The 14,294-nt window shown below is 43.7% G+C and carries 12 protein-coding genes and 2 tRNA genes; 3 read left to right on the top strand and 11 right to left on the bottom strand.

The genetic code is table 11. The annotated features are described in order from the left end of the window. Positions 1-275: 275 nt before the first annotated feature. Entirely contained in the window at positions 276-881 is a 606-nt protein-coding gene (locus RCH20_RS03215; protein ID WP_442793094.1) for an RDD family protein, read from the top strand. Between the two features lie 52 nt (positions 882-933). On the opposite strand, the gene RCH20_RS03210 is transcribed toward RCH20_RS03215, so the two are convergent. The 3 genes from RCH20_RS03210 to panD form a co-directional block, all read right to left on the bottom strand. After that, positions 934-1,905 carry a calcium/sodium antiporter gene (locus RCH20_RS03210; protein WP_209955738.1) on the bottom strand — a complete coding sequence of 324 codons (972 nt, stop codon included), beginning with the start codon at positions 1,903-1,905 and terminating at the stop codon, positions 934-936. 319 nt (positions 1,906-2,224) lie between these two features. Next, positions 2,225-3,217 (bottom strand): calcium/sodium antiporter, encoded by a 993-nt coding sequence (locus RCH20_RS03205; RefSeq protein WP_327192573.1) that lies wholly within the window; start codon positions 3,215-3,217, stop codon positions 2,225-2,227. 232 nt (positions 3,218-3,449) lie between these two features. Beyond that, positions 3,450-3,830, bottom strand: a complete 381-nt coding sequence (panD, locus tag RCH20_RS03200) for an aspartate 1-decarboxylase (RefSeq protein ID WP_209955734.1) — start codon at positions 3,828-3,830, stop codon at positions 3,450-3,452. Here panD and RCH20_RS03195 point away from each other — a divergent pair. Beyond that, complete coding sequence (locus RCH20_RS03195; RefSeq protein ID WP_327192572.1) at positions 3,829-4,035, top strand: hypothetical protein; 207 nt, start codon at positions 3,829-3,831, stop codon at positions 4,033-4,035. The genes panD and RCH20_RS03195 overlap by 2 nt on opposite strands. Positions 4,036-4,056: 21 nt before the next feature. On the opposite strand, the gene pth is transcribed toward RCH20_RS03195, so the two are convergent. From pth to RCH20_RS03155, 8 genes are all read right to left on the bottom strand, one after another. Then, on the bottom strand, positions 4,057-4,638 hold the full coding sequence (gene pth, locus RCH20_RS03190; RefSeq protein ID WP_209955732.1) for an aminoacyl-tRNA hydrolase: 582 nt from the start codon (positions 4,636-4,638) through the stop codon (positions 4,057-4,059). Positions 4,639-4,914: 276 nt separating this feature from the next. Then, on the bottom strand, positions 4,915-5,598 hold the full coding sequence (locus RCH20_RS03185; RefSeq protein ID WP_209955730.1) for a 50S ribosomal protein L25/general stress protein Ctc: 684 nt from the start codon (positions 5,596-5,598) through the stop codon (positions 4,915-4,917). Between the two features lie 463 nt (positions 5,599-6,061). Next, a complete protein-coding gene (locus RCH20_RS03180; RefSeq protein WP_209955728.1) occupies positions 6,062-7,009 on the bottom strand; it encodes a ribose-phosphate pyrophosphokinase in 948 nt (315 codons plus the stop codon). A gap of 94 nt (positions 7,010-7,103) precedes the next feature. Next, positions 7,104-7,178: transfer RNA gene (locus tag RCH20_RS03175), tRNA-Gln, on the bottom strand. A 222-nt stretch (positions 7,179-7,400) separates the two neighbouring features. Further along, positions 7,401-7,475, bottom strand: a tRNA-Gln gene (locus RCH20_RS03170). Between the two features lie 164 nt (positions 7,476-7,639). Next, positions 7,640-8,758: a 4-(cytidine 5'-diphospho)-2-C-methyl-D-erythritol kinase gene (ispE, locus tag RCH20_RS03165; protein ID WP_327192571.1), complete on the bottom strand. Its 1,119-nt coding sequence runs from the start codon at positions 8,756-8,758 to the stop codon at positions 7,640-7,642. A 101-nt stretch (positions 8,759-8,859) separates the two neighbouring features. Continuing rightward, positions 8,860-9,480 (bottom strand): lipoprotein insertase outer membrane protein LolB, encoded by a 621-nt coding sequence (gene lolB, locus RCH20_RS03160; protein WP_209955726.1) that lies wholly within the window; start codon positions 9,478-9,480, stop codon positions 8,860-8,862. A gap of 176 nt (positions 9,481-9,656) precedes the next feature. Continuing rightward, complete coding sequence (locus tag RCH20_RS03155) at positions 9,657-11,576, bottom strand: hypothetical protein (RefSeq protein ID WP_327192570.1); 1,920 nt, start codon at positions 11,574-11,576, stop codon at positions 9,657-9,659. Positions 11,577-12,435: 859 nt separating this feature from the next. Between RCH20_RS03155 and hemA the strand changes: the two genes are divergently transcribed. After that, positions 12,436-13,818, top strand: coding sequence for a glutamyl-tRNA reductase (gene hemA / locus RCH20_RS03150; RefSeq protein WP_209955722.1), 1,383 nt, complete (start codon positions 12,436-12,438; stop codon positions 13,816-13,818). The last annotated feature ends 476 nt before the right edge of the window (positions 13,819-14,294 follow it).

Here is a 14,294-nt window from a genome sequence, read left to right as displayed (position 1 = left end):
GCAAAAAGCTTATACCAGCAGTACCCTAGCGTTTCTAAGGTATTTTAACTATATAGTCACAAACATTTTGTTGCATATCATAGCGATCTGATGAGAATTGCTCAAAATTTATAATCAGTATCTTTTCGTTTCATCTGCAGATAGCATATTAGGATTGTGTACGATAAAGGGTTTAATTACGGTACAATAGAGTTATTATTTTCCGCTTGCCATGAGCTTGTATGATGCCAAAAAATACACCAAAAGCTGCTGCTAACTCAAAATCTAGAGCCAAAATGCCATCACGACGCCTGCCCGAAGTCGAAGAACCTACCATTGCCAAACCAACGGAGCGGGTGGTTGCTATTGTCTACGATGGTATGTTGATACTGGCGCTACTGTTTTTGGTGGGGACGGTACTGACCGTTATCGGTACGCTGCTCACGATGCAAGCTGGGACCCAGTCAGCAGAGGCGCAGTCGTTGCCAACTTGGTATCAGAACTCTATCATGACCCCCTCGTTTGTGCTGACGCTGGTCGGATTCTATGGTCTGTTTTGGCGTCGTGGCGGTCAGACATTAGGCATGCAAACGTGGCGGCTAAAAACGGTCAACAGCACCGGTCATTTATTGACTTGGGGTCAGTCATTTAAACGTATTTTCGCCGCCTGTTTGATACCATTGTTGTGCGGTATTATTGGCAGTGTCATTGATGGATCACGGGCTGTTCTATTAGCCAGTATTTTTTTGGGGTGGATATTTAATTATGTGTTTTGCCTCTTTAACCCCCGCGGTCTGGCAGTGCAAGACATGCTATCCAACACCATCACTCTAAAAATGCCCAAACTAGAACATGAAGGCTTATGGAGTGGTTTTAAGAACCGTAAGCAAAATAAAACTTAACTGACGGTTCTTAAATGAGGGTTTTTGTACGACTATGTTCATCTGACCCTACTTACATACTAACCGTTCGGATAAGTAAAAAGGAATAACCGACAAAGAACAATACTAAGGTGACCCCAGAGGCACGACCGAATTTACGCTTAGTTTTGTAGGAAAATATACACATTGCAAACAATAACAGAGTCAAAACTCCCATAGCCAATACATCGCGCGATAAGATGATGGCGTTAGGGGCAATAGGTGCGATAAGTGCTGCCAATCCTACTACTGCTAAGGTATTGAAAATATTAGATCCGATAATATTGCCCAAAGCCATATCATGCTCGCCTTTGCGCGCGGCTGATATACTGGCTACCAATTCAGGTAATGAGGTACCGATGGCAACAATAGTTAAACCAATAATTAGCTCACTTAAACCCCAAAGTGTAGCCAATTCGACCGCGCCCCAAACGATAGCTCGTGAGCTCAATATCAGCACTAATAGCCCAAGAAACAAGCTACCTAGACCACGCGCCATGCTGTGTTCAGAATCCGAAATTTCTTCTATAGTATCATCTTCATGCTCATGATTGCCTTCACGTAGGCTCAGCACAATTTGAAGACCTAAGACTACTACTAGTAATACTATGAGTATAATCCCGTCAGTATTGTTCAAGACCCCGTCGCTTAGCTGCCAGGCTGCCACTGCCGTTACTAACAATAATAAAGGCATATCACGTTTAATGATGCTCTTGCGAATGATGATTGGACTTATCAATACGGTTACCCCTAAAACTAAGGCAATATTGATAATGTTGGAGCCATAAGCATTACCCAATGCCAGTTCTGGGCTACCCTCTAGTGCTGCCAATACGGACACTACCATCTCAGGTGCTGAGGTACCTAGCCCCAAAATGATCACCCCAATCAAAAAACTTGGAACGTTTAGCTTATTTGCTAAGGCTACTGCGCCATCAATAAAGACATCAGCGCTCCAGACCAAAATTATAAGACCTATTACTACCGCAGTTACGGCCAACCACATAATTTTATTTCCTTATCTATAAAAAATACCAAAAGATTACTGCTAATAAAAGCACTAATAACAGGTATAAAAAAAGCTGAAACAGCATTGTTTCAGCTTTTATATTAGCACAGGTTTTTGATTAAGTTATAAAAATAACTTAAGTAATTTGACTCTATCTTTAGTTTTATTAATAAATGTCAAAGTAATGATCAATCAATATTGTCATCAACATTATCATCAATATTGACCGGTTATAGTCGAGCTACCGTAAAGATTGCTAGGGTTTGTTTAGAGATACAATCAACTTGATGAGTATCCCTTTTCATAGAGTTATGGACTAAATACTGGCTGTCTGGATTAACCATAGGGTATAACCGATGAAGAATAGCACCAGCACAATTCCAGCTAGGCGGCCTAGTTTGCGTTTGGTTATAAAGGCGAACAGACACATCATAAAGAGCAATAGGGTCAGTACTGCCATCACTAAAACGTCGCGCGACAGAATAACTGGATTGGCGGTAATCGGTACAATAATCGCCGCTACCCCCACCACCCCTAAAGTATTAAATATATTAGAGCCAATAATATTGCCTAATGCCATGTCATGCTCGCCTTTACGAGCTGCTGATAAGCTCGATACCAGCTCAGGCAAGGAGGTGCCAATAGCGACCACCGTCAAGCCGATAATCAGCTCACTGACTCCCCATAACGTTGCTAATTCAATCGCCCCCCAAACGATAGCGCGCGAGCTCAGCACTAAAATAAGTAGGCCAATAAACAAGCTCACTAAGCCGCGTATTAAGCTTGGTTCTACATGCTCCAGACCTTCATTTTTGATTATCACATCGTCTTTATGCTCATGCTCAATCTCTGAATTACCCGCGCGTAGGCTCAATATAACTTGCAGACCTATTACTATGACCAAAACTAGTAATAATACGATACCGTCAGCTTGACTTAGCCTTCCATCACGCAGCTGCCACCCTGCCAAAGCGGTAATTAATACTAGTATCGGTAGATCCCGCTTGACGACACCTTTACGAATAATAAGAGGGCTTATCAGTAACGTGGCCCCTAAGACTAAGGCAATATTTACGATATTAGAGCCATAGGCATTACCTAAAGCCAAATCAGGGCTACCTTCTAACGCGGCTAATACCGAGACTACCAATTCAGGTGCTGACGTGCCTATACCTATGATCAGCATGCCTATTAAAAAACTAGGAATCCTTAGCCTTTTCGCTAATACTGTTGCCCCATCAATAAAAACATCGGCACTCCAAACTAAGATTGCCAGTCCAATAATTACTGCAATAACTGCCAACCACATGAGTAGGCTTCCTTATGAATAAGTTAATGTAAAAAAAGTACCAATCAATAGACATAAAAAAAGCTGAGTCTCTATTTAGACTCAGCTTTTATGCCAGTATAAGTTCCCTATGGAGAGGTAAGAATACCTTTAATAACTTTGCTACCTGTGTAGTATTTGTTAATTACTAGCTAAAATAGATACTTTGCTGACAAGAAAAGTAAGTAACTGATATTCCAGACAAAACCAGTCTTTAAGCGACTTGTACTGGAATGATATTAGCTGTGTCTTTAACAGTATTGTCTTCGTTGCAATAGACCAGCTTTGGTTGATAAGTGTCTGCTTCGGCTTCATCAAAATGAGCGTAGGCACAAATGATAACGATATCGCCTAAGTCAGCCATATGAGCGGCAGCACCGTTCAATGAGATGATACCAGAGCCGGCTTCAGCACGAATAGCGTAGGTACGAAAGCGTTTGCCATTGGTGACATTATAGATGTCGATGGACTCATTTTCGCGCAGACCAGCGAGGTCTAATAAATCGCCGTCAATGCCGCACGAGCCTTCATAGTGGAGCTCAGCATGCGTGACGCGGGCACGGTGCAATTTGCATTTAAGCATATTAAGTAGCATGGATTGCTTCCTTAGCGTAATAAAAGTAAAAAGTAATAAGTTAGTGGGGGTGCTTACCGTCACATTAAAGGGTAAGGAACCGGTTCAGCGCGCAAACTTGAGCACGGAGCCCAAGCTTGAGATAGCAGTTAGTGCTGCTACCGGCGAAACTACAATGGGCGTTGACGTGGTTCATATCGACCAGCCGTCAAAACATTTACTATAAGAAAAAACGCATCATACCTTGTCAGTCTGGTAATTTAAAGCCATTAATTTGCGTACGCGCGCGTTCAATATCACCTGCTAATAATAGTGGTAGCGACTCAAAGGCCGCAGTGAGCGCACTATCAATAGCGATCTGTTCATCAGGCGAGGCTTTAGAGAGTACATGCCCTGTGACTTTAGACTTATGGCCTGGGTGACCAATGCCCACACGTAAACGGTGAAAGTCATTGCCAAGGTGCGGGGTAATATCACGCAGACCATTATGACCGCCATGACCGCCCCCAGTTTTTAGCTTGATACTACCTGCTGGAATATCCAGCTCGTCATGAGCGATGAGTAACTGGTCGTTATGAATGTCATAAAAATTAACCATCGGCACCACTGACTCACCAGACTTATTCATAAAGGTCAGCGGTAATAATAGCCGCACATCATGCCCATGAATTTGTCCACGCCCAGTCACTCCGTGAAATTTTTTGTCAGGGCTCAGGGCAATATTAAACTGCTGCGCTAAATGATGTACGAACCAAAAACCTGCATTGTGACGGGTAAACATATACTGTTGACCAGGATTGCCAAGACCGACGATAAGCTTTAGGGACATGACTGTACTCTGCTTGTAATCAATGAGGGAGGGATAACTGGTTGAAAATTTGCTGTTTGTTCCCTAAATAAATATATGGCTAAATTAAGGTGTAACACAGGCCATTTTTTAAGGATTTTAAATCCAAAGTTTCAGATTCGGGGTCTTCAAATATCACTTACAAAAACAGCAGGAGACGTTTATCCCCTGCTGTTTTTTGAACATAAGCACAATAAGCTAATTTACCGTTTAAATAGGACACCATAAGTGCCTATAGAACAGGAGTTAATGTGCTTATTATTCGCCGTCTGCGTCATCAGCAGCTGCTTTGTCGCTTTGCTCAGTAGAAGGAACTTCGTCAGCGTCAGTTTCAGCATCTTCATCAACTTCTTCAACCGTTGGTGGCTGCATGTTGACGATAGTACGGTCATGACCGTCTTCTAGCTCAAGCTCATTAATAACCACGCCTTCAGGCAAATCGATGTCTGATAGACGGAATAGGTCACCAATTTCCATAGTAGATACATCTAACTGTAAGTACTCAGGTAATAATGATGGTAGGCAAGAGATTTCGACATCTGATACAAGCGTAGATAGTACGCCGCCTTTTTCAGTACCTGGGGCATCTTCTCTACCGACAAAATGCATAGGAACATTCATACTGATTTTTTGACCTTTCACAATGCGCTGAAAGTCAGCATGCATTGGGAAGCCTTTAGCAGGATGGCGCTGTAAGTCTTTGATAACGACTTGATGTGCTTCGCCATCAACGGTAATAGTCAAAATATGCGAGAAGAAGGCTTCAAATTCAAGCGCTTTTACCAACTCGTTAAGTTTGATAGAAATGGCTGTTGGCTCTGCGTTACCACCATAAATGATAGCAGGAACAAGATTCTGCTTGCGTAGGCGGCGGCTCGCACCTTTACCTTGCTGGTCTGCAGAACGATTGACCGTGTATAGTTCAAAATGATTAGTGCTCATGGGTATAATCCTATAAAAAAATAGATGAAGTGTCGGGTCTAAAAAGTGGATTTGCGACCGATCCACTAATAGGTGATGATAGCCATCAGTCATGGTTACCAACGATAAAACCAGTAACAACGACATAGTGCTATTCGCTACCGTCAGTCGTTTGGCTCGATAATCATTATTATCATAGCCGTCGTCGTATGGCATGCTCAGCACTTTTTTGATGCTGTCCTGCTCAAATAGAGCAAATGACTAGCACAGGCGCGCATTATACGTGGTTTTATAGCAATAATAAAGTCTTACAGACAACACTTAGCGCCAAGACTAATCCAACACTAATATTGGTATTAGATCTTGACGCTAATTTTTGCACATTAGTGTTGCTTATTTGAGTCGTCCAACAGCAGACTAGCAACTAATAGCTCAGTAATTAATAGACCAGTAACTAATAGACCAGTAACTATAATTCAATCATTTAGGCATCAAACATGGCACTGATAGACTCTTCGTTATTAATACGACGTAAGCTTTCAGCCAGCATCGGCGCGATAGAGATTTGGCGAATTTTGCTACAAGCTCTGGCAGCATCAGACAATGGAATAGTATCAGTAACTACGATTTCATCTAGTACCGACTCGCTGATATTTTTCAGGGCATGACCTGACAATACTGGATGCGTAACGTAAGCGACCACGCGACGTGCGCCACTGTCTTTTAGTGCTTGCGCCGCCTTACATAGAGTACCTGCAGTATCAACCATATCATCAACAATCACACAGTCGCGGTCACGAACGTCACCAATAATATGCATGACTTGTGACTCATTAGCGCGCGCACGGCGTTTGTCAATAATGGCTAAATCGGTACCGCCTAATTGTTTGGCCATTGCACGGGCACGTACTACCCCACCAACGTCAGGTGACACCACCATGATGTTGTCATAATCTTGTTTTCTAAGGTCGTTAAGCAGGACAGGAGTCGCGTAGATGTTGTCAACTGGGATATCAAAAAAGCCTTGAATCTGATCCGAGTGCAAATCAACAGTCATGACCCGGTCGATGCTGACGATATTGAGCATATCAGCGACGACTTTAGCAGAGATAGGCACACGAGCTGAGCGCGGACGGCGATCTTGACGGGCATAACCAAAATAAGGCATGACAGCCGTGATGCGACCAGCACTAGAGCGACGCAACGCGTCAGCCATCATCATGATTTCCATCAAGTTATCATTAGTTGGTGCACAGGTGGGCTGCATAATAAACACGTCTTTACCGCGCACGTGCTCTTTGATTTCCACGGCAATTTCGCCATCAGAAAAACGAGTGATGTCAGCTTTACCAAGGGGAATATGAAGGTGGTCGGCTACGGTTTTCGCTAGTTCTGGGTGGGCATTACCCGTAAAAATCGCCAAATAAGGCATGACAAAAGTCCTATTGAGTGACTCAAGCAGCGACCGCTAAGCAGTGACAAACTGCTCAAATTAAGAAAAGTGTGGTGAACATGACTCTAGAAAATGGTAGGGGTAGCTGGACTCGAACCAACGGTGTCAGGATCAAAACCTGATGCCTTACCAACTTGGCTATACCCCTGTAATGTGTAGACTGAGCACTGCCAATGTTTAACGTTAAGCATTGGAATGGCGGTGCTGTCTTTTAAGTCATTTGAAGAACAGTTAAAAACCGTCTAAAAACAACATCTTCCTAGCGGTGTTCGTTGCGAACTATACCGAAACTGGAAGGCTGTTGTCAATTGCTATAAGATAACTGGCCATTTATATTAGTGACGAATTATCATGATGCAAACTGAAAATATGGTAGGGGTAGCTGGACTCGAACCAACGGTGTCAGGATCAAAACCTGATGCCTTACCAACTTGGCTATACCCCTATTAAGGCGACCTATTATAAATTAATCTTCATACATTGCAAGTCATTTGCGCTTTTTTATGACTTTTATTCATAATAATTTGAAGTCGAAGCTATTTTAACAAATTAATCCCCTTAATCCTACCACTGCTGGTGATTTAGATGACTATTTATATAATATTTACATTACATTGACTTTTGTAAATTATTGACGACATAGGCAGGGCATGGGGCATTTGTTATCCAATCTGATAATAGCGCGGTCTCATTCATCAGATGAGCGTCTAATGGCAAAAATACAGCGCTACCGGAACCGGTCATCCTTGCTACTCCTAACGCTTGCGGCTCTAAACCACGCAGATATTGCAAAGCTTGAGCTACCGCTGGTGCAAGACTCTCAACCACCGGCGCAAAAACATTATTGTAAGGGGCACGTAGTGTTTGGATGTAATGCGAGGATTGGTCACGGATAGTGGCAGCGGATAGCGGGGTAGTGTTGCGTTGTAGCTCTGGATGCGCGAACAGCTGGGCAGTATTGATATGCGCATTCGGGGTCAGTAGTAAGTACTGCTGATTGGGCACATGAATCGCAGTGAGCTGCTCGCCAATACCCATTGCAATAGCATCTTGACCAAAGATGAATATTGGCACATCGGCCCCAAGGGTTGCCCCAATAGTGCGTAGCTGCATATTACTAAAATCTAATTGCCAAAGCTCATTAAGCACCAGCAAAGCAGTCGCTGCATTAGAGGAGCCCCCGCCCAATCCTGCGCCCATGGGCAAGCGTTTATCTAGGGTGATACTAACATGATGTAGCCGAGCGGGTAGTCTACCCAATGGGATGGCATAAGCTAACAATGCGCGTGCTGCTTTTATAATTAAGTTATCAGCTAGGCTGTCGGTGATGGTTTCAGCACCGTCGAGTGTCAGCAGTTGAGCGCAAAGTGTAGCGGCCTGCTGATGGGTAATAGGGTTTAGTGTGGGTAACACTACCTCGGATGCGCATAGGACTTCTGGAATAGGCTGCGCGTCATTGTTAACAGCATTATCAAAGTCATTGCGACCATCGTTATTAATTTTGATGCTGGAAGTAATAGTGGCTTCAAGGTCACTATCAGTTGTGGATATCAACAGCAATTGGGCTGGTAAAAAGTGTAGGTAGTCACCCCAATCAAGCAGACGAAAAACCGTCTGCAAGTTGTGGTAACCGTCAGCACGCTTACCAGTAACATGCAAAAATAAATTAATCTTCGCAGGCGATAGGCGGGTGATTAGGGCGTGCGTAACCGTTATACTGTCAGTCATAAATCACATTTTTAGTCATAAACAGGGGTCTTTATAAACGACAATCAAAAATATTATGATTTGCCTTTTTGACGATTCATTTATTAGTTTTAGTGATTGATTTATTGGTTTCGATGATTAATAGTCATGACTACTTTATGACCTTCGGGCTGTACAGCGCTGATTTTACTGGGTAGCTTATCGCTGCCCTTATAACTAAAGCTGGCTGTCCACGCACCATTGACCGAGCTAGTAAGTCGACCTTGAGCATCAGTTTGCGGCGCGCTGTCTGAGGGTGCCGAGCGTCCAGAAATCCAGTAAGGCATTTGCGAGATCGGCGCTTGCCAGCCAGTGGCTTTTTGTAGCAAGGTCTCAGGATTATCTGCAGTCAAGGTGCCGGTCTTTTCACTCACTAAAGTGGCCGTCTGACCATCATACTCGATATTGGTCTTGCCAATCCCTAACGCACCAATCAGCTCAATAGCGAAGCGCTCGTTTTGCTGACCCCAGGCATAAAAAGCACTGCCACCTTGAGCGCCACTATTGCTAGGGGTGGTCACGCCGATTTTACCGGTGATGTTAAAGTTATTAAGTTTTTGTGCGGGTACGATAGAGCTAGGTTGGGTGGTGGCGTTCGCACCTTGCAAAGACTGACAACCAGATACGAGTCCCAAAGCTGCTGTTAAGGCAGCAAACATGGCTAATTTAGCGGATTTATGGCGGCTTGTTTTTATAGATAACATGACTTTTCCTCAAAATTTACAAACTTAAAGAGATTTAATTTTAATAAGTTAGCTTAAGCCTTGGTTGTTACCCTGTTATGCACCGTTGTTGGCTTATTATAAGCGAGGTGTACAGGAAGTTCGCTCATAGGCCTTTCTCACAGTCATATCGAACTTGAGATCATCTTAAACCGGCGTTAATAAAGTTGTATACGGTCATTGACGTTGTGCTGTCCAAATGAGAAGCGTAGCTGTAGATCTACTAATAACGCTTCAACTTTAGCATTATCGCCTAAGCCTTGGTAAGCGCGGAGTAACAGCACACCTGAACGTAAGTTAGGCAGTACATCATAAGGCGTTTGCAGATAATCGATAACCTGGCTGTAATTATTATAGGCTAAGGCGCTACTGGCCAGCACATTTAACGCTTGTAGGTGTAGCTCATTGTCATAACGTGGGTCATCGTAACGAATTTGAATGACAGTCGTTGCCAGCGCTAAACCTTGCTCGGAGCTGCGATCGTTAGACAGCAGTAATTGCGCGTAGCTGAGCTGATAAGATAGATTACTAGGCGCCAGCGCTTGTAAATGGTTGAGTAAAGTACGTTTGATCACGTAATCATTACGGTCGTCAAGCAATTGGACGCGAGCAAAAAGTAAGGTTTCATTATCAGGATATTTACGGCTGGCGCGGGTTAATAGTCGCAATGCCTCAATGGGCTCTTCTTGCTGCCATAAGATATCTGCTTGTAACACATAGGTTTCAGGGGCGAATACCTCAAACTGTCGACGCAGTTTTTGTAGCGTGGCTATTGCTGCATCCACATCATTGTTCAGTAATTCAAAAGCCATAACCTTTTTGCGTGCCGCCAGCACTAAGTCTTCCTGCATGACCGCATTTAGGTAGTATTTAGCCTGCTCAAAGCGCTGCTGACGCTCTGCACTGATGCCAAGGTAATAATAGGCTTGGTCAAGATAAGCTGAGTTTTTTGCGAGCATATTAAGCAGCTGATCAGCGCTGCGGTACTCTTCAATGTCTAAACTGACCAGCGCTGCCAATAAGGTAATTTCAGCATCATCATTAAAGCGATTATGTGCATCAAGCAATAGCTGCCATGCGTCTTGGCTTTGCTTCAAATCAAGCAAGTAGCGAATTTCATATAGGTATAAGCTTTTGCTACTAGGATTACGCAGACGTGATTGGTTGACATAAATCAGCACTGTCGCGTCTGGTTCAGTTTTACGCAAAATGTCAGCTTTTAGCGTAATAAACGGCACATAGTCTGGCTGGCGATCCAACGCCCGATTAATATGAATAAGGGCTTCTTGAGGTTCATTGAACTGGTAGAGCAGCCCTGCTTTTAGTACTGACAATGAGGCATTTTGCTCGCTATCAAGAGGCTGCAAAGCGGCAAGCAATTCACGCTTGTCATTGTCTGTATCGGGATAGATGCCAATAAGAATTTCGCTTAAATCGGCACGAGGGTCATAGCGTAGGATGCGGTTCAAGGTTTCGCTAGCCAGTGTATAATCGTGTGCTCTTAGGGCCAGATGTGCGACATAAAACCAAGCAGGAACGTGGTCAGGGTTTTGGTCTTGCCAAGTCTTGGCAAACTGTAATGAGGCGCCCACAGTCTCGTTACGTAAAGACAAACTAAGCGCTCGCTCAAATACGGCGGTAGCATCTTCTTTAAAAGACTGCTGTTTATAAATAGCCAAGGCACGGCGGGTATCCCCGCGATCAGCTGCGAACTCGGCATCCAAAAGGCTATATAGGCTCGGCTCGTTAAGCCCAGTCTGCCATACGGTTGCTGATGGTAGGCTAGTAAAAGTAGCCACACTAGCTGCCATTTTTATTCTTTTACTACTATTGCCTTTGTCACTATCGGAAGGGGCTGCCGAGGTACTAATTCTTGTCGTAGTAGTGATGACAGTATCTGGTGATAAATTTAGTAGATTGGCATGAGCAGGCGTCCCTAAGCATAGGCAAGCGGCCAACAGTAACGTTAGCTTATGATGCCGGCATAGTCGGTCAATGATGACGCGCAATAGAGCTTGGAGGCTAAATTGGTCGCTATGCTCAAGTTGTGATTGTAACGATAATCCAAAAAAAATCATAGACAGCAGTATTCACCCATTAGTTACCCATCCTAGTATGTACTCATGTCCTTTTATCCATAAGGTCACTTTATGTATTACTTGGCCTTAAGGCTACTTTATTACGTACTTATTATAATATTATCACAGACATATATTGCAGGTATTATATAGGTGGATGAGTATTATAAACAATAGTGCTCATGTTACTCAAACACTGGCAAAATTGATTAGATTTAAACGTGTATCGTTACTATCAAGGTTATTAGGGCACAAGGTTATTAGGGCTCAAGGTTATTAGAGCTGAAAAATGCCATTAGGGCCGAAAAATACTCACCACGACCCGGAACCATAATAAAAACGGGCTTAATGGAAATAACGCCATAGCGATACTATTTATTCAAACACGTTATTTAAATTATTCAAACAGGTCATGCAAACACGAGCAATTAAGACGCGGGAAGTCAATGGCTCATTAGCTCAACTGTATTTGCAGCAAGGGTTTCAAAACCTAAAATAGATATGAATAATGATAATTAAAAGTCATCAGAGCAGTTGATTTGTCGTTAGGTTACCCAAATACAAGTAGATAGTGGTAAGGCTGTAGAGCAATTATTAAATAAAGCCGGTAACAATGATATAATGGGCGGTTTTATACTTATCGTAACTGATTTTGACCTATTTTTAACCTGGTCTTTAATCTATTCAAATCAATAACGCTCATGATTTATGCGGCTAATGGCGTTTGATCATAGTATGTTTTAGCCTGCTATTCAAAACGAATTTCACCCGCTTTTAACACTCGCTTTTAAAGTCCGATTTTAAAAACAGAACAGTGGCTTTGCAAGTAAATGAGCGTTATGTTTATGGTCTATCAATAATGAGATTAGTGGTCATTGGGGTCAATCATAACACCGCACCAGTCGCTTTACGTGAGCGCCTGGCGCTCGTGGGTGAGGATGTCACTATTGCGCTTGAGCAGCTCAAAGGCTTTACTGATGGTAGCGTGATTGTCTCGACTTGCAATCGCACTGAAATATATGCGCTGGTACCACAAGCGCATGCGACTAATAATAATACAGCGACAAGCTCATCTACAGCACTTTCTAATAGTAGTGGCACTGCCATTAATGGCTCCAACTCTGGCGTCACATCAGAAGCTACAAGCGCCTATATTAATCATATTAAAACTTGGCTGGCTAATTTCAAGCAGTTTTCTGTCGCTGAGATTGACCAGTATTTGTATGTGCATCGTGACACCCACGCGCTCACTCATTGGTTACGAGTCGCAGCTGGTCTGGACTCGATGATATTAGGCGAGCCGCAAATACTCGGTCAAATTAAGCAAGCCGTTCATCTCGCGCAAACTGAGCACGCACTAAGCAATCAGTTAGGCTGGATTATTGACCAGGTATTTGCCGCATCTAAACGGGTGCGTAATGAGACCAATGTGGGCGCCCATGCAGTATCGCTTGGCTTTGCAGCCGCTAAATTAGTGACCCAGATTTTTGATAACCTACCCAGTCGTACCTTATTGGTGGTGGCCGCTGGCGAAATGAATCGCTTAGTCGCTACTCATATTGCAGGGCTTGGTGTTGGACGGGTGATTATCTGTAACCGTAGTCCTGAGCGTGCTGAAGCGCTAGCCGCTGAGCTGCGTCAGCCTAACCGCAGCGTAGAAATTAGGACGCTACAAGAGCTACCACAAGTGTTGGCGGAGGCTGATATTGTTAGTAGCTGTAGTGGTAGCATGGACTTACTGATTGATAAGACCATGACCACCCAAGCGCTTAAAAGCCGCCGTTACCAGCCGATGCTGATGATAGACTTGGCCGTGCCGCGTGATATTGATTCGGCTGTCAGTCAGATTGATGATGTTTATCTTTATTCTGTCGATGACCTACAGCATGTAATCGCTGGTAATATCGAACAGCGCCGTCAAGCTGCTGTTGATGCTGAGTTGCTAGTCAGTCAATTGGTCGTTGACATAGAACGCCGCTTTCAAGTGCGCCAAGTAGGCAAAGATATTCAGCAGTATCGTGACCGTACCCATGTGCAAGTGGACAAGTTACTTATTGAGTCGATCGGCGAACTGCAGCGTGGCGATGCGAGCCCTGAAGAAGTGATTGCTGAGTTATCACGGCGTTTGACTCAAACCCTGACTCATGCACCATCGAAGCTTATGCGTAAGGCGGCAGCTGAAGGTGATAGTGAGCTGCTAGACTTTGTGGTCTCAGGGCTACAGGACGCTTATAGCCGCTAACGACGCTTATAGTCGCTAAAAATAGGCAGTAAGTTATTGGCAAACTGCTAACAACTTACTAGGAACTGCACTGATAAGACCATTGGTAAATAGAAAATTATGCTAGAGTTACCGCTAAGCGAACAATCCGTTGTCAACCACCATTATCAATGCTAATATCAAGCTGTCATGATTGTACTGAGTCATGATACTGCTATGGTAATGTCTACGTCGTGTACGTTGCCATATCTCTGACGACTGTCGCTCAACACTTTAGCTCAACAGAGTTAAGTGAGCGAGATCAACAGTAGTCATTATCATCTGTCTGCCTCCGCGCAGCACCCATGATGGCGCTGATGTCACATGCAGCCTTGCATAGGACATACCTTACCAACGGCAATAGCGCTAGGATAAAGTGCTATATCGTCAATCCTATGTCTTACTGTCTATAAATACCCAATTATTACTGCCGATAGTTAGTAATGCCCATAGTAGTA

Origin of the sequence: Psychrobacter sp. PL15, assembly GCF_035984995.1 — a bacterium.
Classification (GTDB): domain Bacteria; phylum Pseudomonadota; class Gammaproteobacteria; order Pseudomonadales; family Moraxellaceae; genus Psychrobacter.
The sequence above is the reverse complement of the archived record's forward strand: the minus strand, read 5'-3'. Positions and strand labels throughout refer to the sequence as shown.